Here is a 24,314-nt window from a genome sequence, read left to right on the forward strand (position 1 = left end):
ATATCAGGGGTTATATTTTCAGTATATATATGGCTCGTGATAATATGTGAATTTTTATTTTTACAATAAAATATTAAGTAACATATTACAATAAACTTTTGGAGGTTTTTTAATGAATACTGGTACGGTAAAATGGTTTAATGCAGAAAAAGGATTTGGGTTTATTGAAAGAGAAGGTGGAGATGATGTATTCGTACATTTCACTGCTATCACTGGCGATGGATTTAAATCTTTAGAAGAAGGTCAACGAGTACGCTTTGATATCGTACAGGGTAATCGTGGCTCCCAAGCTGCAAACGTTGTTAAGTTATAAAATCATAACAAAAAAAGATCATACTATAAATTTATGGGTTCAAGCTGTTGACAAATCATGTTAACAGCTTTTTTTGTTACTAAAATGCATTTACTAAATAAAGGAGAGGTTACTGTGACCAAATTTAGGAGAGGCGGTTTCAAAAACGAGAGCGGTTCGGAAGTAATACTCAGACGGGTCTACTTGCTCGTTTCGATCGAGACGTTCTATCACGGAAGCCGGTCCATGCCGATTGATAAGCAAATAATTGCCACCCCCATCTCAACCGGGTAATTATTAGGTGTCGAATCTACTAAATACCTTGGAGAAGACGGTGGCAAAGATTATCTTGAATTACCTGGGAAATATGACAAGGATCACGGAAAACCACTGAAGCCTGTTCGCCGTCACAATCATCTCAGTGATTTTTCATAATACTTTTTATCAATTATTTAAATCCACAACCACCGTTTTTACTTGAGTAAAATCTTTTAGCGCCTCAATTCCGTTCTCTTTGCCGATTCCACTTGCTTTATACCCACCGTAAGGCGTTACCCAGCGAATATAACGGAATGTATTAAGCCAAACCGTTCCGGCTTGTAATTTCTTCGCCATACGGTGGGCTCTGGCTAAATCTTTAGTCCAAACACCTGCTGTCAATCCGTAAGAAACGTTATTCGCAATGGTGACCGCCTCCTCTTCATCTGAAAAAGGGATAATATTCACTACTGGACCAAAGATTTCTTCCTGAGCAATTCTCATTGTGGGTTTTACATCGACAAAAATGGTAGGATTAATATAGTAGCCTTTTTCCAAATGGGCTGGTCGATCCCCTCCCATAAGCAACCTGGCTCCTTCTTCTTGCCCAATCTGAATATAACTCATTGTTTTTTCCAATTGCTCCTTATGGGCATGAGGCCCCATATCCACTTCCTCTAGCGGACTGCCAACTGTAATCTTCATGGCCCTCTCTTTAAATCTCTCGACAAACTCCTCGTAGATATCAGCATGTACCAGTACCCTCGAACCCAATGTGCAGGATTGCCCAGTGTGGGCGAATCCATTGGCTACAGCAGATTCAAGGGCTGACTCCAGGTTCGCATCAGGAAAAATAATCTGAGGAGATTTACCTCCTAATTCAAAAGAGAGTTTCTTAATGTTACTTGTTGCCGACTTCATAATTTTTCGAGCTGTATCCCCACTCCCCGTAAATGAGATCTTGTCTACGTCCATGTGAGAAGTCAATCGTTCTCCGACTACTCCTCCGGTACCCGTCACAATATTTACAACACCAGGAGGAAATCCTGCTGCTTCTATCAACTTAGCTACTTCCAGCGCCGTAATCGGTGTGGATTCCGCTGGTTTCAAGACAACTGTATTCCCCGCAGCCAGCGCGACAGACAGTTTCCACGTAAGGAGCGTAAGCGGCACATTCCAAGCAGTAATCGCTGCAACTACTCCTAACGGTTCTCGTGTTGTAAAAATATGCTTATCATCTTCAAAAGGAATCGTTTCTCCATGGATCTTGTCGGTCAAACCAGCATAGTAATACCACCACTGACTTAGAATATCTGCTTCACGGGTGGTAAAGCGTAAAGGTCTACCGTTCTCTTTCGTTTCGATACTACCCAGACGGTAAGCATGCTCTTTGAAAAGATCGCCCATTTTCCGCAAAATCGCCCCGCGCTCGGAAGTACTCATTTTTCGCCACGGGCCATTCAAAGCGTTACGGGCAGCTGTTACAGCACGATCCACGTCTACCTCATTCCCTTCGGGAACTTGGGCCCAAACTTCCTCAGTTGCAGGATTGACAACATTCATCATTTTTATTGAACTGCTTTGAACCCACTCTCCACCGATAAAGAGTTTATCATAAATTTCCATATCTATTCCCTCCCCCGTTTCTTGTGTATTGTCAAAAGTTCTACTTAAGAAAAGTAGTCCTTATAAATCGTGTCCAGTTGAAAATACAGTACCTTCAGCACGGAACAAAATAACCTGGACGCTTGAATCTCGCTTCGCATCCCGAAGAGCCGCATCTTTTTGGACTAACTAATGAAATGAAGGTGGCATGATCGACATAGAAGTATGCCCCCTTCATCAAACTAAAGATTAACTTACCTTCGTAAACATCCACCTGTCGCACTGAGATATTAGGAAAACCTAAATCACCCATACAGGTGATATAGACTTTCCCTTCATTTGCAACCTGCAACAACGCTGCGTCAAGAATATCAGTCTGAGATTGTGCCTTATTTGCCATTTTATCACCATATTTCATATTTTCTTAATTTATATTCTTCTTCACAAAACCTTGAGAATAACAAATCCGGCATATGAATATGGGTTTCGGTCTGAATTTTTTCCATAATACTAAACTCACCCTTTACTTACGAAACACCCTGACTGCCTTTTCAACGTCATATTTAACCTTGTTGCATCATACCCGTACTTTTTCAATTTTCAGTATATGGAACTTCGATTCATATCTAAGTCTTGGGCTGATTTGGATTAATTTCGATAGTAGAGGATTGTGTAGAGGATTCCAATCTTATTGGTAGCAGCAATCACCCTGACATTAATCGGAATGAAGTGAGTGCCGCCCAGTCGCGTAATCTCTTGCTCTTGAATGGACCATACCAGGTGAACCTGCGATTCAGGAGCACCCGGCGAACCAAGTAAGAATCAGTCCGCCAGCAGCCATCGGCTGACGAACTGTTTTCCCTACCTATTCTGGTTAGCCTAACGTATCGGGCATGACCTTTTCGCCGTAGATCTCCAGGTTACGCTTGACTGTGGAAAAGGGAAGTAAGCCCTGGTCAGCCCACCAGAACATATACTCAGGGTTTACGTCCTCTATCATTGCGTTCATGCCACGCCGCACATCGTCGACCGTTCCTGCATAGAGGTAGCTGGCTTCCTCCATCCTCTCTACAGTCCATGGGATCTTGCCGGTCTCTCCGGGCCGGCGGAAGGCCTCATAGAATCCGCTATAGCCCCAGAAGTTTTGCCAGCCATATCCAGCTACACCCAACTGGGCTTGATTCAGTGCATCCGCCTTGCTCGAGCCGAAGTTTACCTGGCGTAATACCCCGATATCTTTTCCTAGCGGCAGGTTACGCCCCACCTTGGCAGCCTCATCTCGGTAAGCCTCTGCCATCCTGCGGAATTCATCAGGCCAGGAAGTAATAATGATAGGAGTGATCCCCTCACGCGCACAATGCCGAATCGTACTTTCGCTGAATGAGAAGGCTTGGAAGAGTTTTGGGTGCGGATCCTGGTAGGGCTTCGGTACCACCGAGATCTTTTTCAGGAGGTTGTCCGGGCCAATTTCACCTTCCGCACCAAACTTCTGTGTATAAGGGTACTCTGCCCACTCATGACCTTCGTGGGGATAAGGAAACTGGTAAAACTCGCCCTTGAAATTGAAAGCCTCATCTTTCCAAGCGAGCTTGAGGATCTGGTAGACTTCCTCGAATAGTCGACGGTTCATCTGATCTCGCTCGGAGGAATCGCTGGATGCCGTCTGGATGCCCAAATGCTGGGTCAACGTGTTGAACCAGCGCGTCTGATAACCACGGGCCATACCAACAATGGTGCGTCCTTTGGTCATCTGATCCAGCCAGGCAGTCTCCTGGGCCAGCTTTATGGGATTCCAGGCGGGAAGGACGTATCCAAGTGGTCCAACCTTTATTCGCTTGGTATGATTGGCTATATTCATGTACCATGAACTCGGCCCGCCCATCTCCATCCCTTCGGAATGCAGGTGGTGCTCGGGGAAGGAGATCGCTTCAAACCCCATGTCATCAGCCATTTTGGCAAGCTCCAAAACCTCATCGAACATTTGTTGCCACTTATCGGTGCGGTGCCCGATGGGGCGTATCCTTATACGCTCTGATTCCGAGGCAGGAAGTGCGGGCAAACAAAATAAAACATGTTTCACTGACAATCACTCCTTATTAGTATGTCCCGATATAAGGTTTGCATCGAATTTTCTTTGGTAGACAGCTTCATCTTCTCAGTCCTTTTGTACCGATTATCGGTATCATTTTCTTATATTCGGTATGTTAACATACTAATACACTGTCATTTTTTCTGTCAATACAATTATAAAAATATTCTAATTATTCTTATTATATAGAAAGTTTAGTTGACTCAATGGTTGAGCCTTACCGATTTTCTGGTATTTCATTTGGGTCCTTGACAATTTATAAAAAGACAGGCATATCAATACGGAAATTAATGAATGGCTAACGGAGCTAGCTAGTCGAAGAAGTATTTTATAGATTAGGTTAGAGGCATTATTAATTTCAGTTTAGTAGTCGCAATTACTTGTAACATAAACAATTGTCCAGCTATATTGACCAACTCAACTTTTTATTATGTATGCTCCCCTGAAAATTTAAGCCAATTTTCATTAAAGAACATGTTGTCAGCCAGCAGGTACGCCAATCTCCTGCTAAGAAACTACCATCTTCACGCCAAATTTTCCATCCTAACAACTGGAATCTAAATCATTAAAATCTAACCGACTTTTTCCATGAATGAAAGTGTAAATTTTGCAGTTGTCATACATAAAGAAACAAGCTAAATTTGTTAATGATTCACAAGTAAGGGAATGAATAAAGTTGAATACGGTATCTACGTCTGAGATTGAGGACATGAAGCAACTTCTGATATCAATAGCAGAAAAGCATGATTTTGATTTTCAGCATCCCGATGTAATCATGGTTAGCCAACAACTTGATGCCCTAATTATAGAGGCCATGAAGGCACAGCATTCTTCTTAATAAATAAAAAAAACATTCCCCGGCATCTATATTCCAAACAGCACACTCTTCTACTGGCTTCCCGCTTTTGCTTGTTTGGCCTGATACCGGGGCTCATAATTTAGTGTGGTCTGTATCTCCAGACCCACAAAACCAATTTGCTTGTAGATACGAGCTGTCTCTAACGCTTGCTCTGCGCGCTTCGCGTTCTGGCCTAAAGTTTTGACCGGGGCAGGCCGCTTATTAATCACGGCCATCATTTCCCGATCGGTTATGCCCTCTTCTTCCATGAGTTGGTACGTCTTTAGCTCGCCATGCATACTCTCAAACATGCCGACTCTCCTCCTCAGCCACTTCGATTTCTATAGCTTGGATTTGTGTGTTCATACGAACACATGTAACTGTCTTATCCAGCTTATCAATGCGGTTCAACTGGGAAACTAAGCTCTCTAAGCAGCACACCATATGTCGCACTGTTGGCTTGTCTGGAATGAGCACGCGATACTTCATCCGACTTCTCCTCCTGGACATTTCATACTTTGGTTTATGCATGGACATACGCAGTATCCCCATACTTTTATTCTACTTGCCTTTTGTTTGTTGTCACAATTCCCAAGATCAATTTTATAGTCTAAAGAATGTCCGAGAACCTGATTTATGGAAACTATTTCTACAAACAAGCTATCCCAAAGCAAAAAATAGTTTTAGATTTTCAAATTTTTTAAGTCAGGGAATTTTATTTTTCTCTAAAACCAACCAATTCAATCTTGGTGTTGTAAGGCTATCTGCACACCCAAGCCACTATAGATAAATCCCATTATTTTCCCCTGCCAGCGCGCTATACCTTGATGTTGAGAGAGCCATTGGCCCAGGGAACCAGCAGTAAAGGCTAAAAGTGTGGTATAGAATATACTCAATGTGACAAAAGTTAGGCCGAGAACTAACAGTTGGATGATGACTTGACCATCTTCCGGCTGGACAAATTGGGGCAGAAAGGAGAGAAAGAACAGCGCCGTTTTGGGGTTGAGTACCTCAGTTAAAACCGCCTGACGAAAGGCTCGGTGGGAGTCAATACGCTGAACAGAAGGCATATGAATTCCCGCTGATTTTTCAAGAAACGCACGCACTCCTAAGTAAAATAGGTATGCTGCACCCAAATATTTTACCACCTCGAAGGCAAGTGCAGACGTCATTAGAATAGCAGAGAGGCCAAGAGTTAAGGCCAGCGTGTGAATCAAATCACCAACGGCAATGCCGATACCTGTATATATTCCAATCCTTCTTCCTCCGCTTATGCTTCGAGCCAGAGTCAACATTACAGCCGGTCCAGGTATTAGAAATAATGCCAATACAACCAACACAAACGTAATCATTGTCTTCCCCCTTGTCTTAGTTATATTCCTCTGTACGCAAAACACTCAACTTTCAAAAAAGCTATGGTCGTTTTCTGTATAGCCTTCCGGTCAATTTTCGACAAAACCGACATTTGCATGACGACTTCCCCTGCTTATGGTAAAATATTTTTACCAAGTTGCCAAGCAAGGGTTTACCCTTTCTGGACCGCGAATCCAGAGAGGGCATTTTTTTGTAACTTTGTTCTTCTATCCTCGTATTAGAAAGTGTACTAACTTCCTTTATCCATGCCCTTACTATTTACAGCCAGTAGGGGCGCTTTTTTTGTTCTTGAACCCCCCTATTTTCACATACGTAAATAATACCATCAGTTAGGTAAAGGAGCTGTGACTATGGAAAATCAATTCTTTGTAGGCTGGGGGACATTAGCTCTTATTAACGCAGGCTTAGCACAAGGCAAAAATAGAACAGGACTAAATTGGTTTCTTCTTTCCTTATTTCTTGGACCCGTAGCTACTTTGATTCTTCTGTTCGTTGAGAAGAGATAGCCGCCCACCGGCTTTCTTTGCTCTATAGATGAGATATGCCGTAAGTCGGCCATGTTCCACAGAGAGCTTCCGGCCAGCCATTTCTGTTTGTGCAGCCTTTGCGGTGGGAAGGCCTGCAAGCAATGATTTGTCGTTGCGCCTATTTTCTGTAAAAATCATGAGAAAAGAAGGAAAGGGAAGAGGAAATAAGATCCCGAGAAGAAAAAGGCGTTCGCCTTTTTCCACATTGAAATCATCCTTTCCTCCTCTTCTCTCCTTTCCTTCATACCACAAAAGCCATGGTGGTTTTCGTAGATAATAAAATTAAACGAGACTCCTGCAGCTTTTCACTCGATCCTAAAAAGGATATACGGGTAACGTGGAATCCGTTTTAATGTCTTTTCTGTTTAATTCACTCTTCAAGCGTCATGCCATTTAACTTCAAATGTGCATGAAACATTTGGGTTGCGGATGGCAAATTTTGTTTTGGCGGCCATTCGTCCACTTTCCATACATTCGATTTTTTCAAAGCTCTAGAACAATGGATAAAACATTCTTCCACCTCTACTCCAATGCCAAGTAAAGGCGGCTCTCCGCTCAATTGCAACTTTTCCGAAATGTCAGCGGTTCGTATTACGCATGCACGTCCATTGATACGCAGCACTTCTTCCATACCAGGAATAAGAAAGACGAGTCCCACGTGAGGATTAGAGAGAATGTTTAACATCGAATCAACCCTTCTGTTACCGGGTCTATCCGGAATAACCAGATGATAATCATCAACAATATATACGAATCCTGGATGATCTCCACGAGGGGAAACGTCACACTTTCCTTCCTCATTACAAGTTGATAAGAATAAGAGTGGGGACATCGATATAAAATTCCTGCAATGTTCATCCATCCTGGTTATACTTTTTTTGACAACCGCTTCGTGCGGAGTGCCGATAAATTTTCTTAACTCGCTCTCCGAACTGATCGAATGCTCAAATATATTAAGATTATCCATTCATTGAATCCTGCCCTTCATCTACTGTAAAATCAACAGGTAAGCTATCCCTTACTGCTAAGGCCGATCTTCATGCTCAGTCACTTATCTGGAACAAATACAAACCAAACGAATGTATCCCTCAACTCCTTCAGAAATATTATACTCAATACGATAATTATTCTTTTACCATTAAATAAATAAAATAGGGCACCCCAATAACAGAGACAACAATTCCTACAGGTATTTCTACAGGTGCTAATAGATTTCTTGCCACCGTATCGGATATTAATAAAAGGAGTGTTCCAATTAATGCTGAAGTTGGTAGTAGCAGCTTATGTTTTGGTCCGACTAACTTTCTAGCTATATGTGGAGAAATAAGTCCTAAAAATGAGATAGTCCCTGCAACAGAAGTCGCAACTCCCGCTAAAGCAACCGCAAATAGCAAAAGTGTTCGTCTTTCTTTTTCTACTTGCACACCTAACCCTGTCGATAAGCTGTCTCCTAAATGTAAAACATCTAAATACCTTGCCTTATACATCGTTAAAACCAAAAAGATGATTATCCATGGCAGTATTGTTATTACATAGTTCCAATTGGTTCCCCATATGCTTCCTGAAATCCAAACCATTACCCTATTAAATTCCTGCGTAGTGAATCTAAGCTGAAATACAATCAATAAAGCATTGAATGCGGCGTTGATTCCTACTCCTATTAAAATTAATCTTGTTGGATTTAACCCTTTCTTCCAGGCAAGCGAATAGATTAAAAACGCACCAAATGCGGAGCCAGCCAGAGCTACAACGGGCATGGTAAAAATAGTGATGTCACTGATCCCTTCATAAATATTACCGTTCATAATATATATATACATGACTACAGCTAAAGCTGCCCCCGAGCTGATACCCAGTATTCCAGAATCGGCCAAATCATTTTTCGTTATACCTTGAAGAATCGTCCCGGATACGGCTAAAGCAGTGGCTACCAGTATCGCCATTACGATTCTCGGGAGTCTCATGTTGAAGAGCACTATTTCTTGCTTTCTTGTACCTTGTCCCAGAATTGTTTGAATTACTTCTGACGGCTTGATAGAAAAAGAGCCTAGATTTAAGCTGACTATAAATGTCAACAAGATAATAATTACTAAGGTTGTGACCGTCCAAATAAACCTTTTCTGTTTGCCGGTGGCTATCATTGTAATTCTCAGCCCCCCTTTCGGACAAGATATATAAAGAATGGTATGCCTATCAATGCAGTCAAGGAACCTATCGGAGTTTCATACGGCTGATTAATCATTCTAGCCATGATATCACTGAAAACTAATAAAACAGCACCTATGACCAGTGAACAAGGAATGATATACCTATAATCCGGTCCCACTAAACTTCGTGCTATTTGCGGCACAATAAGCCCTACAAAGGCGATATTTCCGGCTACTGCCACTGAACTTCCGCTTAACAGTATAACAATGAGTATCCCTATCATTCTTATTGTATTCGTCTTTTTCCCTAAACCGATAGCCACTTCTTCTCCCAAACTCAATATTGTAAGGTTTGACGAAATAATGATAGCGGCAATCACCCCAAAAACACCTGCAATCGACAACAACTGAACACCCTGCCATGTTGCAGTCGTCAATCCCCCGGCAATCCAAAAGCTCAATTGATGAGATAAATTGAAATACATGGCGATGGCTATTGCAAACGATATGAATAAAGTCCCGAGAGCCGTTCCCGCCAATACAAGCTTTACCGGGTCCACACCTTTTATGGATCTAGTGCTTAGAAAGTAAACCAGCAAACCACTGACCATTGCACCAATGAACGCAAAAATCATAAGACCTACGTTGCCTATTCCAGCCTGCATCACAAAAGCGACCGAAACGGTCAGCGTAGCACCTTGTGTAATTCCCATGATAGAAGGATCTGCAATAGGATTCTTGGTGACTCCTTGCATGATAGCGCCTGACACGCCCAAGAATGCTCCCACTAAAGCGGCGGCAATGGCTCTGGGCAATCTTACATCCCTTACAATTTCAGAGTCCACAGCATCTTTTCCCGTAAAGATACTGCTGATTACGGTCGATAAGCTTATATCTTTAGCCCCTAACGAAATAGACAATCCGATCCCCAAAGACAAAAGAATGAGTCCGATAATGATTATGGAAGATGCAATAATCATTCGAGAGATTCTTTTTTCATCATATACATGTGTTGATTTATCCATTGTTATATTGCTCCTCCGGGCAAAAAGAAATATGGGCTGACAGAAAGGCAATCTTATCCCTTCAGCCAACCCCGTATGATCGTCTTATTTCTTTGTAACTTCTTCTTTAATCGTATCCAATAGCAATTCTTTTCCTATTGGCTGATATCCTTGCGTAAAGTATGGCGTACTATTGAGAATCGTTGCCTTTCCGTCTTTCACTGCTCTCATTGACTTCCATACAGAACTGCTTTCCAGAGCTTTTTTATCAGCATCTGTTGCAATGACGATGATATGGTCGGCATCAATTTGAGACAGCCCTTCAATTGTGACAACCGGTAAGCTGATTCCTTGTTGCTTCGGCAGATTAACAGGTTTCTTCAACTTCATATCATTATAAAAAATTCCACCTATACCCGCATCCGCCAAAACGAAAAATTGACCGCCGCTTGCCAATACCGATAAATACGTTTGATCCCCATTCTTTTCAATGATTTGTTTTCCTGCTTCTTGAGCCTTTTTATCATAGTCGCTCAACCATTTTTTTGCGTCCTCTTCTTGCCCGAATAGTTTTGCAACATCCACCATTCTTGTTCTCCAGTCATTTGCATAATCTTTCATCATAACGACCGGTGCGATTTCCTTCAATTGATCATAAATTTTTGCTTGTCTCTCACTCATGATAATCAAATCCGGATTGGTATCCAGTATAGCTTCTACATCCATTGTATCTGACATGTTATATCCTACGATTTTGGCATCGCCCATTTTATCTTTCAGATAGTCCGGAAACTCTTTTGTGTTGTATGCATCTCCGTTTGCTGTAGCGACTGGAGTATGCCCTAAGATGACCAAATCCTCGCTGGCTCCTGAAATATCGGCAATACGTTTAGGATTCGCCGGGATTTTAACATCGCCTTTCAACGAGCTTACTACTCTTGTGTTGCTTTCTGTTTTCCCTTCTTCCTCTTTATTTGAACATCCAGTAAAAATAACAAATAAAAGTAACGTTGCTACGATGAGCACTAAAGACCTTCCTTTTTTCACTATTCTTTCCTCCCAGATTTTCTATCCGTGTGATTTTTATCTTTCAACAAATCATAAGTAAGACACACTGGTTTTTTCGTTCGAGGATCTTGTACAATTTCGGCGTCAATCTGAAATACCTTTTTTAATGTTTCTGACGTTATTACCTTCTCCGGCTCCCCTTCGCTTACGATTTTCCCATTACGCATCGCTACAATATAATCGGCAAATCTCGCCGCATGATTCAAATCATGTAAAACCATGACAACAGTACGGCCTTGATTTTTGTTTAATTCGTTAAGAAGCTCAAGAATTTCCAGTTGATGTGCTAAATCCAAATATGTTGTAGGTTCATCTAATAAGATTAAATCTGTTTGTTGCGCAAGTGCCATTGCAATCCATACACGCTGTCTTTGTCCGCCCGATAAAGCATCTACCGAACGATCTTTAAACTGAATCATTCCTGTTACCGTTAATGACCAGTCTACAATCTTCTTATCCTCTGTCGTTACTTTTCCAAAACCGCTTTGATAAGGAAATCGCCCATATGTTACCAGCTCAGAAACTGTCAGCCCTGATGGTGTATCCGGTGCTTGCGGTAAAATAGCCATTTTTTTAGCAACTTCCTTTGTAGATTGTTTGCTAATGGCTTCACCATCTAAATAGACAATTCCCTTCTTTGGTTGTAAAATACGTGCCATTGTTTTTAATGTAGTGGACTTTCCGCAGCCGTTCGGACCGATAATCGTGGTAATTTTACCTTTAGGTATCTGCAAATTAAGCCCCTCTACGATATTTATATTCCCATATGAAACATATAAATCTTCAGTAACTAAATTGGGCACTGCAATTTCTCCTTTTATTTTTGGTGAGCAACTTCAAAGCAATCACGCCATGTTGTATACAATTACATTACAAATATATTGATATTGATAATTGTTGTCAATTATCAATATTATACGTTTTACGGTTCTGGTGCAAATATAACGTAGAAATGAGCCTGTTCTACAATACCCGGTTAGCTACTATCAAAAAAACGATAACCAAACTTACCATCTATGGCTACACGCCAAAAAGTAAAGCGAGCAAACAAAGAAAGAGGCTGTATCCTTAAGTACCTTCTACTTTTGGAACAGTCTCTTTTTTACCCTATCTATGCTATTCTTACTCGGTTTATCTTTCGCCCATTTTCATTGTTAGATCCAATAAAGGAGAGATCGATTTCAGCAATAGCAATGGCCACTTCCGTTCCAATATCCTCTACTACCTGTTTTCCTTCTTTCTCAAAGAAGGCGTACGGCTTCCTTCATTTATTTAGCACAACTTTTTTAGTATTTTACCTTCTCATCAATTTTTGTCCATCGACAAAACGCTGTAAATATCACTCAATCCATTCACTGCATACTCCATTGCTGCCCCCCTCCTGTTGCTCAAATGCATACTGATTAGTGATATTGATTCTTAATATCATTCTACTAAAAATTTTGTGCTATATCAATAATGATAATCAGCCGAGAGCCATTTACGGAAAAATCAGTCGACATTTCCTACCGCTGCATTCCCCACAGATCATCTGTAATGCCAACAAAATTCTTCTAATGATCCTGAATTCTTCTATTTGAGATGAGGGAGTCAAGTACAAGTATAAGGAAGATTAAAAGCCCTCGTGCAACACCTTGCCAGTAAAAATTAATTCCTATCAAGTTAAGACCGTTAGCTACAATACCAAAGAAGAGAACTCCAATTAATGTTCCGGGTATGTTCGCATGGCCTTGACGGCTTAACGTACTTCCTATAAAAACAGCACCTATCGCATCCATTAAGTAATAACGGCCGCTCAAAGGTGTATAGGCTGTCAGCACAGAGGAACCGATCATTCCAGCCAATGCGCAAATAACACCACTTAATAAAAAGGCATAGATTGTATATCTTCCAATCGGCACCCCTGAAAGAGCAGCCGCTTCCTTTTGAGCTCCTAAAGCATATAAATGACGCCCAAAAATAGTTCTTTTAAGAACAAAATGAGCCACGAAAGCTGTTAAGAGGGCGAGAAGAATAGAAAACTTAAAATCGATCCGGCCTCCATCTTCTGTCTCCAGAACTAATAAGCTGCCGCGCCCCAAAAACTTGAATATTTCATCCATTCCCGGCAAATAAATTGGCTCGCCGCCTCTTGTGAAAATTTTTTCTATGCTTTCTCCGATAAAAAGAGTCCCCAGTGTTACTAGAAAAGGAGTAATCTTAATTTTGACAACAAAAAAACTATTAAAAAGGCCTACTGCGGCCCCTGCAACTAATCCTAAAATAATAGCTGGCAGCCAATCAAAGCCTTCCTGTAACATCATGACTGCAACCATAGCTCCAATGTCAAATGATACGGCTACTGAAAGATCTATCCCACCGCCAGCGACTACAAAGCATAATCCAATAGCCACCAAAGCTAATACTGCAGATTGACTTAAAATGTTTGCTAAGTTACTAATACTAAGAAAGGAAGGAGAAGTAATGGAAAATAATAAGATGACCCCAATTAAGGCAATAAGAGTACTGAAATGTGTTAAGCTTCTTCCTGCTCTTAAAGCATTACCTGGAGGAAAAATATTTTTAACTGCAAGTTTAGGCATTTCTAATCATTCTCCTTTGCTGTATCGTCGTAATCGAAACAGCCACCAGTATTAAGCCCCCCTTAATTGCATAAACCCAGTATGTTGGAACGTTTATTAGAGTAAATCCATTAGATAGCATCCCTACAAAAACCGCGCTAATGATTGCGCCAGGAATATTAGGTATGGAAAGGCGGGTAAAAATAGCACTCATTAAGCCCGCTAGTATAATATCCAATAACATAATATCTCCTATTCCGGGTGAACTGCCCGATAAACGGGCAATTACTAGCAAACTGGCAATTGCAGCAGTTATTGCAGCAATCATATAAGTCATAGCCAATACAATATTAATATTCACTCCGGCCGTTCTCGCAGCTTGAGGATTGCCTCCAACTGCATACATCCAATTACCGAATACCGTTTTATGGTGCAGAACATATAATATGAAACCTACAATGGCGAATATCCACACGGGAATTGGTACCCCTAAAAAGCGGGTATTGGCTAAAGAAATTAAAGTGGGATCAGCCACGCTTACAACGGTGTTGTTTGTTACAAGCATGATCACACCCTGTAGCAAATACATCATAGATAAGGTTCCTAACAAAGGAATAATCTTTAGTTTTACAATCGCGAATGCATTTAGGATTCCAATACATATACTGCATAAAACGGCCACTCCATAAGCTGTAAGAAAGGAGTAACCATTATTAATTAACACGGCTGTGACAGCAACATTAAGAGCAAGATTATGTGCTAATGATAATTCATTTCCACCCCTGATAACATGATTACCTCCGCCAATCAATACAGAAGCCATTCCGCATGCAACAATGCCTAATGCGCTTGACTGAACTAAAATATTAATCAAATTCTCCGGGGTTAAAAAAGCTGGTGAACGAAGCGAGAAGTATACAGCTACAATGAAAAATGCTGCATACCCGCTATATCTTAGTAAATGATGGATATTGATAAAGGATTTACTCGTTGTTGTTGCCTGAGTCATTCAGGTTCCCTCCCATCATACAAACCATCACCTGATCCGTTGTAAGATTATCTCCAGCTAGCTCCTGTATAATTTCCCCGCGATACATGACTAAAATACGATCACATAGGCCGACCAATTCCTGAAGGTCTTGGGAAATTAAGAGTACTCCGGCTCCTTGTTCAGCCATTTGACTGATAAGAGTATAAATCTCTGCTTTAGCCCCTACGTCCACAGCGGCCGTAGGCTGATTCAAAATATATAACTTTGCCCTACTGCTTAACCATTTAGCTATGACAACTTTTTGTTGATTCCCGCCACTAAGGTAATTTACTGCTTCTTCCTGGCTTGGAGTACGGATCTCTAGCTTTTCTATCAATTTAGCCGCTTTCTGAGATTCACGAGCAGCGTTAATGACACCACCTTTGCTTACGTCCTTTAGACTTGCAAGAGTTATATTTTCCCGAACAGACATATTCTGAATGATCCCTAGATTTCGCCGATCCTCATGTACATACCCCATCCCTAAAGATACCGCTCGCTCAGGATTAATACGAGAGAGACGTTTTCCCTCGAATTCTATGCTCCCATCAGTGATGCCGTAATTATCAAATATTGCCATGCCAAGTCCAGTATGGCCTGACCCCATCAATCCGGTAATACCGACTATCTCGCCACTGCGGATTTGAAAACTTACATTCCGAAATAATGCAGCACGGGTTAAGCCCTTAATATCTAGTAAAATTTCTCCTATGTTCCTATTTTTTGAAGGAAACTGATCATCTATATGACGGCCAGCCATCATATAAACAATATCTTCAATCGTTACCCCTTTGGCTTCTATCGTATTAACCTTGACCCCATTGCGTAATACGGTAATGCGGTCACATATATCCAGGATTTCGCCCAAATAATGTGATATATAAATAATTCCAATTTCCTTTTTGCGCAGTTCTCTAATAATCTTGAATAATTGTTCTGCCTCACGTTTGGCAAGTACAGCTGTAGGCTCATCAAACACAATTACTTTTGGTTGTTGAAGCAATGCTCGACAAATCTGCAATAATTGCTGTTCTCCTACAGTTAAATCTCCTACCAGTTTATTTCCAGGAATCGAAACTCCCACTGTTTCTTTTAAGACTCTTTCCGCCTCCCTTTCCATAGATCGCCGTTTTATTAATTTTAATGGTGTATAAGCAGGCTCAATGCCTAAAAATAATGATTCAGCTACAGTCAAATAAGATACAACATACCTCTCTTGATGAATAAAGTGAATTCCCAGCTTTTTTACTAATCGGGGTGTCAAAGGGGCCTGAATGTGACCCCGAAACCGAATTTCTCCCCTATCTTGACTATAGATTCCAGCCAGTATCTTCATTAGTGTCGACTTACCGGCTCCATTTTCTCCGATTAATCCGTGAATCTCACCGGCACGCAGCTGGAAATTGACATTTTGAAGGGCCTTTACTCCAGGAAACTCCTTATCAATACTTATCATTTCTAAAACGTAGTCTTCACTCATGAATCTACCTTCACTCCTCTCCCAGAACTGTATAGGCAGTTATGGCCGGGGGAGAAAACATCTCTCCCTCTGCCTTATAACTTCATAAGCTAATTCTTGAATAAAATCTTCTTAGCTTCTTCTGCATTATCTTTTGTAACAAGGAGTGGATCGACATAAACTGATGTTGGCACCTGTTGACCAGCCAAATAGCGGGCAACTGTATCGACAGCTGACTGACCAATTTTATAAGGTTCCTGCGCCATATCAGCAGCAAAGGAACTGTTAGGATCTCCAATCATATCAATTGCAGCCGGATCTCCGTCTACACCATAAACCTTGATATCTGAGCGCCCCGCAGCATCAACAGCCTGGGCTGCCCCAATGCTTGGTATGTCCCAAGCCGCCCAAATCGCCTTCAGTTCTCCTTTTTTAGGATACTTAACAAGTAAATCCTGAACCTTCTTTCTGGCATCCTCTATTGTTCCAGGAATAACATCCTGTAATTCCGGTTCAATAAATTCAATTTTGGGATAATCTTTTGCTACATATTTCATCATGTCATAGCGAATAGCGCAAACCCGTACCCCGCTAAATCCGTTAAAAACAGCTATTTTTCCTTCTCCACCTATATCTTCAAACATTTTACGCGCTAATGCTTCCCCGATGAAATAATTATCAGACATATGATTGGTGATGCTATACTCACTGGGATGATCAACAGTAAATAAAGGAATTTTTGCAGTATGTACCTTTTTTAGCACCGGAGCAAATACTTTTGTATCACCGAGCTGCTTGATGATCGCATCAGGTTTCTGGGAAATCAAGTTTTCAATATCCGCAATATGCTTCTGGTCATTACGTTCACCATCAACAGCAATCGGGACCCCTCCAAGTTCCTTTATGCGGTCAATCTGTCCCTGATAAGCTTGTCGATCCCAGTTATGGTCTGTTCCAATGACCGCAACACCTATCTTCTTGCCTTCAAGGGAGGGGACAGGCTTCCCATCAATGACACCTTTAACACCTGAGTCCTTATAATTTTTTGAATTATTTTCCTTACTAGAGTTGTTATTTGCAGCCGTATCAGTTGCTCCCGACTTAGTATTGCCTGTGGATACCGTATCATTTGAACAAGCAGAAATCATTAATATACTCAGAATGAATAAAAACGTAAAACCCCTTTTAAACTTGCTTATTGTCAGCATCTCGTTTCCCCCTCCTAATAAAACTCATAAAATCTTGTCTAAATTTAATGAAGTAATTAATAAGGAATTACCTCATCGTTTAAATAAAAGAGTGAGGTAATCCCTAAGCAAAGCTCCTGAAGTTATGAGGATGGAGTTGCCACATCATTCGGATAATACTTTAGATTTTATTTACCACTCCAAAGATCATCCATAATACCAACAAGATTCTTCCCGATCATTTCACGAGCGATATTATTAGACGGACCCATGACAATCCCAGCGCGTGCATCGCGGTATAATCTTTCCAGTGTTCCCTCGCGATAGCCAAAACCTCCGCTCACATCAAGCCCCGTTTGTGCTACTTCATTTGCTGCTTCGGAAGCGTGTACTTTAAATTCCAGCAGGATATTTTTCAGTTCTTCTGAAGCATACTTTTCTCCGCTTTTTAACCAGTCATCCAGTTGAGACGTCAAATCTTTCTGCCAGGCTTGCAAGCTATCTGTTAAAATTTTTGCTTTTGCTAACTGACTACGGATGATTTGATAATCACTTAACGCTTTATTCACATCTTGATGGACTTTTCGTTTCGCATAAGCAAGTGTTTCATCTAAAATCCCGATAGCCGCTCCAGTCCATGTAGCCCCTAAGCCAATCAAATAAGCAATGCCGTTTTGCACAATCTCTTTTCCTTCGCCCTCTTCGCCTATTCGATCTCTTTGATCCACGTAAATATCGCGAAGCCGGAGGGAAGAGCTGTGATTTCCACGTACACCAAGTGCCGCCCATTCTCCAGGCTCTATGCCTTCTTGATGACCATCCACAATAAAGTAGGTGATGTCATCTGGCGATTTAGCATTGGGTGACTTAGTTTGAAATACATAAAAATCTGCATATCCGCTGCTGGTGGTGAAAGATTTTTGTGAATTAATAATATAACCGTTATCTTTTCTTACAGCTTCACTAACGTTATACCAATAATGTCCTCCGGTTTCTCCTTCACTTGTTGATGTGGTTCCAAACTTTCCGTTGCGGATTGGTTTTAACCACCGCTCCCATTGGTCTGCATTTCCGTGCGAGTAAATGACACGGGCTGCTTCAATGTGCATCGTATAAATTAATGCGGTAGAGGGGCACACTTTTGCAATTTCTTGTACTACAAGTGCGAAAGCTGAATAGTTTAGTCCTAATCCCCCTAGTTCTTCTGGAAGTAAAATGCCATTAAACCCTTCCTTTGCAAGAGCAGCGAGATTTTCACTCGGAAATTCTTTATTTTTATCAATAAGATTCGCATTAGGGCGAATAACTTCATCTACAATTCTACGAATTCTTTCACGTACTTGATCAATTGTGAGTGTTGCTTTTTTTATATTCTCAGTAACCGTTTTTGACATTGGTAATAAAACCTCCTCATTTACTCGTTTGACAGATAGAGAATTACGTATAACAGGATAATGATCGACTTCTAACCTGCTATCCACACCCCCTAACCCTAGCACGAAAATTATTATTTATCATATATGTTTTGTAGGATTAAAAACAAAGAACTATCTTGAAAAATCTTTTATCCATTAGCCTACAATTTTTTCTCCCCGGATAAACATATCCTCAAGAGCGGTCCCCTTGCCTTCTACGCCTTTAAAGTACCAAGGTATCATGGCAATTGGCCCGATTAACCAGACAGCGGCAAGGACTATGATGGCGTACTCTACTCCAAATGAAGAGGAAACTGCTGTCAAAATTAAAGGAGCAATAATCCCGCCTATACGCCCGAATGCAACCGATAGCCCGATTCCAGTTGATCGAAGGTGAGTCGGAAAGAACTCTGTAAAAGTTACGTAGGCTGAAATCCAGCTTCCATTTGCAAAGGAGATAGCGATAGTAAACGCAATTAGCACCCAGATCCAATTATTTGTTGTTGTAGAGTATGCTAGAAGAAATACACTAATAGACGCTAATATGAAATATAAAGGAACTGTCTTTTTACGGCCGATTCCTTCCAAAAGTAAAGCAGCAAATATACCACCAATTAGCCCGCCAATATTAGAGATTAAATAAAAGTATGGAACAAAAGATTCCTCTAGATTAATAGCAGGTAAAATACTGATAGGAAGAATAGCGAAAAGCCCGTAGTACCCAAAAGTATCAGAAAAGTCTAGTAAGCATCCTAAAGCAATACGCCCTCGATATTCTGTGATTAATTCTTTTGTCTGCTTAAAAAACGATTTGCGTAGTTTAGCTTTTTTTAACTTCTTAGAGGAAGAACTTTCGTTCACAACTATGCCCTTTTCAATTCCTTCTACTATCCTTGTAGCCGCCTCCACATCGCCGTTTTCAACTAACCAGCGTGGGGATTCGGGAATATATCTTCTTATAATCAGTGCAGCAAGTGATACGAGTGCTCCAAAGCCAAAAGCAACACGCCATCCCCACTCAGGAGGTAATGTATTAATAAAGTAAAGCGTTACCAGAGCCGCAAGAATAGGTCCAAGCGACCAAAAATTCATAACTGATGCGTTCGCTTTTCCACGATATTTACTTGGGATAAATTCACTTATTGCAGCATTGATTGCTGCATATTCTGCTCCTATTCCAATAGCGGTTATTAAACGTAACACGAGAAAGGATTCAAAATTCCAGGAAAGTGTTGTAAGCAAGGTAAACGTACCATATAGGATTAAAGTGATTAAAAATAATCGTTTGCGACCAAATCTATCCGATAGATACCCCATAGTGTAGGCACCAATCATAATCCCTATAAGCCATATGCTCACAATCCAAGATTGCTGAATAGCGGTTAAATTCCACATATCTTTTAATATATACAAGATATTTGTCACAATCATCACTTCGAAAGAATCCAGCATCCATGCGATTCCAAGGGCAATTGAAACAGTAGTATGGAATTTGTTCCATTTAAGCTTATCCAGACGATAGAATAGGTCATTCTTCAAAGATAGCATTACAAAACCTCCTCATTTAATCATTTGCAAGGAAAAGCGATTCCGATATTGACGTCCCGGATGGTGCTCCGGCAAATGGTCGTATCCAAATAAATTTTTACGGAAAGTACCTTCCTCGTATTCCTTACGAACAAGACCTCGCTCTTGTAATATAGGAATCACATATTCTACAAAATCTTCAAATGTACCAGGTGTCACCGCATAAGCAATATTAAAACCATCGACGCCAGTTTCGTCTATCCATTGTTCCATCTCATCCGCGATTTTATCAGGGGTTCCAACCGCAACTTTTCCCATTCCTCCTATTCCTACAAATTCAGCGACCTCTCCTACCGTCCATTGTTTCGTTGGATCAATTTTTGTAAATGTCTCTATTGCGGAATGAATCGCATCGTTTTTTACATATTCAATTTTGTCATCCGGGGCGTATCCTGCAAAATCTACACCAGTCCATCCGCCCAATAACGCCAGTCCTCCTTCGTAGCTCGTATGCTTCCGGTAATCGTGGAATTTTGCTGCCGCTTCTTCTTGTGTACGTCCAACAATGGGAGTAAATAATGAAAGAATTTTGATTTCATCCGGATTGCGTCCGGCATTTTTAGCTTCTTCTCGCAATGCTTGCACGAATGTTTTACCAATTTGCGCGGTTGGAACGGAAATAAATACAAGTTCAGCATGTTTAGCGGCAAATTGGCGACCTCTTTTGGAAGCACCGGCTTGGAAAATGACGGGTGTTCTTTGAGGGGAAGGTTCACATAAGTGTGCACCGGGCACCCTGTAATATTTTCCTTCATGTTGAATGTCATGAACTTTTTTTGGATCTGTATAAATTTTTTTCTCTTTATCCAGAAGAACTGCATCATCCTCCCAACTGCCTTCCCAAAGTTTATAAACAACTTCCATATATTCATCCGCGATTTCATAGCGTTCATCATGGCTGATTTGTTGGTCCAATCCGATATTAACAGCAGCACTATTTAAATAAGAGGTAACAATATTCCAGCCGATACGCCCTTTTGTCAGATGATCCAGAGTCGACATACGTCTTGCAAAAATGTAAGGATGTTCGTAACTTGTGGAAACTGTTAATCCAAAGCCTAAATGTTTTGTCACTTGAGCCATGATGGGAACAACAAAAGCTGGATCGTTAACAGGCACCTGGGCTCCCTGGCGTACTGCTGGGTCTCGTGAATCCTGGTAAACATCATACGTTCCTAAAACATCAGCAAGGAAAATCGCATCAAAACGCCCTTTTTCTAATACCTTTGCCAGATGTATCCAATATTCAGCATCTTTATAGGTTGAAGATTTATCATCCGGATGTGTCCATAAGCCGGGAGATTGATGCCCCGCGCAATTCATATCAAAAGCATTTAAGTAAATCCGTTTTTTCGTCATTTCAATGTCCTCCTGATTCATTTTTTCTTTATGATTGATGAATAGCTGTTAAATCCTACATAGGCGATTCTTTAAGCATATTCTCCTGGTATAGGGAATTCTCCATTCAAGAACCATTTACCAACTGTTCGGCGTTTATATTCAGCCGGATTGTGTAACGTGTGCGTACGAACATCTCGCCAATAACGATCGAAGTTATGTTTTCTAGAAGCGGAACGAGCTCCCATTACTTCAAAAATCCCGTTCGTAACTTCAATGCTCACCTCGCCAGCTAACACATTTGCTGCCGCCACAAGGACCGCTGTTTCACCGCGTTCCTTCTCTGTTAAATCAAACTGTTTATCCCATGCCTGCGCAGCCTTTTCTGCCGCCCGATCCGCTAAACCGATCGCTGACTGTATACGAATCCAGTAGTACCCATACTTGCTTTGAATCGACGGATCATCTGTTGCTTTTTCATAACCGGATGTATACCAGGGTTTTGAATGAGTGACTGTATATTGTTTCGCCGCCTCTAAGGCGCCTTCAGCAATTCCTAAAAAGATGTTTAACAACACACTTTGAGAAAAAGTAGCTCCAAGTGTAGAAAATGGAGAGGTTCCGTAATAACCTCCTGGAAGTACCTCCCCTTTCTCAACAATTACGTTTTCAAAAGTTACGGTTCCACTTCCTGTTTGTCTTTGACCAATTCCGTCCCAATCGTCATGAATCGTTACTCCTGTACGATCGGAAGGAATTATACCCATAAATAAGGTTGGATTGTTTTCTTCCTCCCAGGAAATCAAAAGAAAATCAGAGTCTGGAGAACCTGTGCTAAATGACTTTTTACCATTTAAAATCAAGCGCTCTCCGTCGCGTACAGCAAACAAGCTATGGTCTAATGGATTCACTGCATTTCCCCAAAATAGATTCTTGTCCGCTGTTTCTGTAAAATAATATAATTTTTGTTCATTTGTTCCGGAGAAAAATAGGTTTGCCAAAAATAACGTATGATATCCAAATAAGTGCGCAATCGAACCATCTACTTTTGCAAGTTCACGTACAATATGTAGCACAGTAATCCATGACTCTCCATATCCTCCATATTCCTCTGGAATTAATAATTTTAGTAAACCGCTCTTTCTTAGAGCGTCTCTTTGAGCTTTTGGTGTGCCACCTATATGGTCACGTTCTTTAACATCAACAGCAAACTCAGCTGCAAGCTTAGCAGCAATTGCAATAAAGTCCTCTGATTTTTTCAATGTAACACTCATACTCCAATCTCCTCTCCAATTTTCTTTTGGTCAACCAGCCTGCGCATCCGTTCTCTAGACGCCATAAAAACCTCCCTCATTCATAAAAAAAAGAGACACGTATCCGGAATGAACGATCATTCCTTCTATCGTGTCTCTGGTCGACCAGTCGACAGTATATAATCAGAATAATACCCATTGATTAAATCGGGTTACTTTGTTTATTATTATAACAACAAAAATTAAGCTTTCAACAGTCAATATATTGGATTTTGATGTTTAAACAACAGTTTGTTGACGATTGTTGTTTGATGGTTAAAGAACGGAACCATATACCGTCTCTAGCATCGCACAACGAAGTAAAAGCATAAAAAATTAGCGTTGTTTAACCAGCATAATCGGAACAAATGTTGATGAATAGGAGGTTCAGCGATGTCTCAAATGAAGGCCACTCAAGATCGGCGAATCAATCGTACACGTCAATCCATTCAAGAAGCGGTAATGTTTTTAATTTCTGAGAAGGACTTTGACGAAGTTTCCGTAACGGATATCACTGAATGTGCTAATATCAATCGATCTACATTTTACTCTCATTATCAAGACAAATATGATTTGTTGAATAAAATCGTTGAGGAAAAGCTATTATCACTAACAAAACGATTAAGAGATAATATAACCCACGAGAATAAATATAAAGCGAACTTTGATGTTCCCGACCCCTTCTTCGAAGCTCTATTTAATCATGTAGCTCAAAACGAGGAATTTTATCGCATTATGTTTACGAGATTGCAGCCCGCGTTTTTCATCGATAAAATGCGTGAAGCTATAAGAGAATGCTACTATACACAGTTCTCATTGATGCGCATGAAACAGAAACCGGTCGTACCCTCAGATATTTTGCTTGATTATATAAGCTCATCGATTATCGGTGTAGTCGTTAAGTGGCTGGAAGGTACAATCGGGTATAAGCCACAATATATGGCATTACAATTGACTAGACTTTTTATTCTTGGGGTTTATAAAACAATGGAGAAAATTGATTAACTTCCTTGAAAAGAACAAACATTGGGTCCTTGGGCAATCGGTCCCTTGATCGTGGATGTAAGCATTTCTATAGTTTTTTAGGAAGGGCAACAAGCCGGTTGAATCCTAATTTAGCGGAAGAACACCGACGTAGTATAAAGGCAGATATGATAAAGGCTGGAATAAAACGCGGGAGGAATAGTTTGAGTAAAAAAATTAGGAGTTATTCAGATGTAAAACTCCCACCACTTTTATTACG

At 40.8% G+C, this 24,314-nt stretch carries 24 protein-coding genes and 1 pseudogene; 3 read left to right on the forward strand and 22 right to left on the reverse strand.

Annotated features, from left to right (window positions below; genetic code table 11):
* The first annotated feature begins 112 nt into the window (after window positions 1–112).
* Window positions 113–313 (forward strand): cold-shock protein CspD, encoded by a 201-nt coding sequence (gene cspD / locus ADA01nite_RS18535; RefSeq protein WP_146811914.1) that lies wholly within the window; start codon window positions 113–115, stop codon window positions 311–313.
* Window positions 314–406: 93 nt separating this feature from the next.
* On the opposite strand, the gene ADA01nite_RS23150 is transcribed toward cspD, so the two are convergent.
* From ADA01nite_RS23150 to ADA01nite_RS18555, 5 genes and pseudogenes are all read right to left on the reverse strand, one after another.
* Entirely contained in the window at window positions 407–526 is a 120-nt protein-coding gene (locus tag ADA01nite_RS23150) for a hypothetical protein (protein WP_371863580.1), read from the reverse strand.
* A gap of 210 nt (window positions 527–736) precedes the next feature.
* Window positions 737–2,176 carry an aldehyde dehydrogenase gene (locus ADA01nite_RS18540; RefSeq protein WP_146811915.1) on the reverse strand — a complete coding sequence of 480 codons (1,440 nt, stop codon included), beginning with the start codon at window positions 2,174–2,176 and terminating at the stop codon, window positions 737–739.
* A gap of 94 nt (window positions 2,177–2,270) precedes the next feature.
* Window positions 2,271–2,555: a hypothetical protein gene (locus ADA01nite_RS18545; RefSeq protein ID WP_146811916.1), complete on the reverse strand. Its 285-nt coding sequence runs from the start codon at window positions 2,553–2,555 to the stop codon at window positions 2,271–2,273.
* A 248-nt stretch (window positions 2,556–2,803) separates the two neighbouring features.
* Window positions 2,804–2,941, reverse strand: a pseudogene (locus ADA01nite_RS18550) (sigma 54-interacting transcriptional regulator); the annotation flags it as partial.
* A gap of 88 nt (window positions 2,942–3,029) precedes the next feature.
* Window positions 3,030–4,235 carry an LLM class flavin-dependent oxidoreductase gene (locus tag ADA01nite_RS18555; protein WP_146811917.1) on the reverse strand — a complete coding sequence of 402 codons (1,206 nt, stop codon included), beginning with the start codon at window positions 4,233–4,235 and terminating at the stop codon, window positions 3,030–3,032.
* 718 nt (window positions 4,236–4,953) lie between these two features.
* Here ADA01nite_RS18555 and ADA01nite_RS23155 point away from each other — a divergent pair.
* A complete protein-coding gene (locus tag ADA01nite_RS23155) occupies window positions 4,954–5,082 on the forward strand; it encodes an aspartyl-phosphate phosphatase Spo0E family protein (protein ID WP_146811918.1) in 129 nt (42 codons plus the stop codon).
* Window positions 5,083–5,132: 50 nt separating this feature from the next.
* Here the strand turns inward: ADA01nite_RS23155 and ADA01nite_RS18565 are convergent, their stop codons facing one another.
* The 17 genes from ADA01nite_RS18565 to ADA01nite_RS18640 form a co-directional block, all read right to left on the reverse strand.
* Entirely contained in the window at window positions 5,133–5,393 is a 261-nt protein-coding gene (locus ADA01nite_RS18565) for a hypothetical protein (protein WP_146811919.1), read from the reverse strand.
* A complete protein-coding gene (locus ADA01nite_RS18570; protein ID WP_146811920.1) occupies window positions 5,386–5,619 on the reverse strand; it encodes a hypothetical protein in 234 nt (77 codons plus the stop codon). Before ADA01nite_RS18570 ends, ADA01nite_RS18565 begins: the two co-directional genes overlap by 8 nt.
* Before the next feature lie 203 nt (window positions 5,620–5,822).
* A complete protein-coding gene (locus ADA01nite_RS18575) occupies window positions 5,823–6,434 on the reverse strand; it encodes a LysE family translocator (RefSeq protein ID WP_146811921.1) in 612 nt (203 codons plus the stop codon).
* Between the two features lie 474 nt (window positions 6,435–6,908).
* Entirely contained in the window at window positions 6,909–7,187 is a 279-nt protein-coding gene (locus ADA01nite_RS22255) for a hypothetical protein (protein WP_170230369.1), read from the reverse strand.
* A 166-nt stretch (window positions 7,188–7,353) separates the two neighbouring features.
* Window positions 7,354–7,950: an MSMEG_1061 family FMN-dependent PPOX-type flavoprotein gene (locus tag ADA01nite_RS18580; RefSeq protein WP_146811922.1), complete on the reverse strand. Its 597-nt coding sequence runs from the start codon at window positions 7,948–7,950 to the stop codon at window positions 7,354–7,356.
* A 157-nt stretch (window positions 7,951–8,107) separates the two neighbouring features.
* A complete protein-coding gene (locus ADA01nite_RS18585) occupies window positions 8,108–9,124 on the reverse strand; it encodes a FecCD family ABC transporter permease (RefSeq protein ID WP_146811923.1) in 1,017 nt (338 codons plus the stop codon).
* Window positions 9,125–9,132: 8 nt separating this feature from the next.
* The gene (locus ADA01nite_RS18590) at window positions 9,133–10,155 is read right to left on the reverse strand and encodes a FecCD family ABC transporter permease (protein ID WP_146811924.1); all 1,023 of its coding nucleotides are present in this window, start codon (window positions 10,153–10,155) and stop codon (window positions 9,133–9,135) included.
* 84 nt (window positions 10,156–10,239) lie between these two features.
* On the reverse strand, window positions 10,240–11,181 hold the full coding sequence (locus tag ADA01nite_RS18595; protein WP_146811925.1) for an ABC transporter substrate-binding protein: 942 nt from the start codon (window positions 11,179–11,181) through the stop codon (window positions 10,240–10,242).
* A complete protein-coding gene (locus ADA01nite_RS18600; protein ID WP_146811926.1) occupies window positions 11,181–12,005 on the reverse strand; it encodes an ABC transporter ATP-binding protein in 825 nt (274 codons plus the stop codon). Before ADA01nite_RS18600 ends, ADA01nite_RS18595 begins: the two co-directional genes overlap by 1 nt.
* Before the next feature lie 750 nt (window positions 12,006–12,755).
* Complete coding sequence (locus ADA01nite_RS18605; protein WP_146811927.1) at window positions 12,756–13,784, reverse strand: ABC transporter permease; 1,029 nt, start codon at window positions 13,782–13,784, stop codon at window positions 12,756–12,758.
* On the reverse strand, window positions 13,777–14,772 hold the full coding sequence (locus tag ADA01nite_RS18610) for an ABC transporter permease (RefSeq protein WP_146811928.1): 996 nt from the start codon (window positions 14,770–14,772) through the stop codon (window positions 13,777–13,779). Before ADA01nite_RS18610 ends, ADA01nite_RS18605 begins: the two co-directional genes overlap by 8 nt.
* Window positions 14,747–16,273: a sugar ABC transporter ATP-binding protein gene (locus ADA01nite_RS18615; protein ID WP_146811929.1), complete on the reverse strand. Its 1,527-nt coding sequence runs from the start codon at window positions 16,271–16,273 to the stop codon at window positions 14,747–14,749. The genes ADA01nite_RS18610 and ADA01nite_RS18615 overlap by 26 nt, the downstream gene beginning before the upstream one ends.
* Window positions 16,274–16,362: 89 nt before the next feature.
* Entirely contained in the window at window positions 16,363–17,460 is a 1,098-nt protein-coding gene (locus ADA01nite_RS18620) for a sugar ABC transporter substrate-binding protein (RefSeq protein WP_246147416.1), read from the reverse strand.
* 167 nt (window positions 17,461–17,627) lie between these two features.
* Window positions 17,628–18,833 carry an acyl-CoA dehydrogenase family protein gene (locus ADA01nite_RS18625; RefSeq protein WP_146811930.1) on the reverse strand — a complete coding sequence of 402 codons (1,206 nt, stop codon included), beginning with the start codon at window positions 18,831–18,833 and terminating at the stop codon, window positions 17,628–17,630.
* A 177-nt stretch (window positions 18,834–19,010) separates the two neighbouring features.
* Entirely contained in the window at window positions 19,011–20,402 is a 1,392-nt protein-coding gene (locus tag ADA01nite_RS18630; RefSeq protein WP_146811931.1) for an MFS transporter, read from the reverse strand.
* A gap of 12 nt (window positions 20,403–20,414) precedes the next feature.
* On the reverse strand, window positions 20,415–21,800 hold the full coding sequence (locus ADA01nite_RS18635; protein WP_146811932.1) for an LLM class flavin-dependent oxidoreductase: 1,386 nt from the start codon (window positions 21,798–21,800) through the stop codon (window positions 20,415–20,417).
* A gap of 71 nt (window positions 21,801–21,871) precedes the next feature.
* Window positions 21,872–23,053: an acyl-CoA dehydrogenase family protein gene (locus ADA01nite_RS18640; RefSeq protein WP_146811933.1), complete on the reverse strand. Its 1,182-nt coding sequence runs from the start codon at window positions 23,051–23,053 to the stop codon at window positions 21,872–21,874.
* A 411-nt stretch (window positions 23,054–23,464) separates the two neighbouring features.
* On the opposite strand from ADA01nite_RS18640, the gene ADA01nite_RS18645 reads away from it, so the two are divergent.
* Window positions 23,465–24,076, forward strand: coding sequence for a TetR/AcrR family transcriptional regulator (locus ADA01nite_RS18645; protein ID WP_146811934.1), 612 nt, complete (start codon window positions 23,465–23,467; stop codon window positions 24,074–24,076).
* Window positions 24,077–24,314: the final 238 nt, after the last annotated feature.

Source organism: Aneurinibacillus danicus (assembly GCF_007991215.1).
In the GTDB taxonomy this organism is placed as follows: Bacteria; Bacillota; Bacilli; order Aneurinibacillales; family Aneurinibacillaceae; genus Aneurinibacillus; species Aneurinibacillus danicus.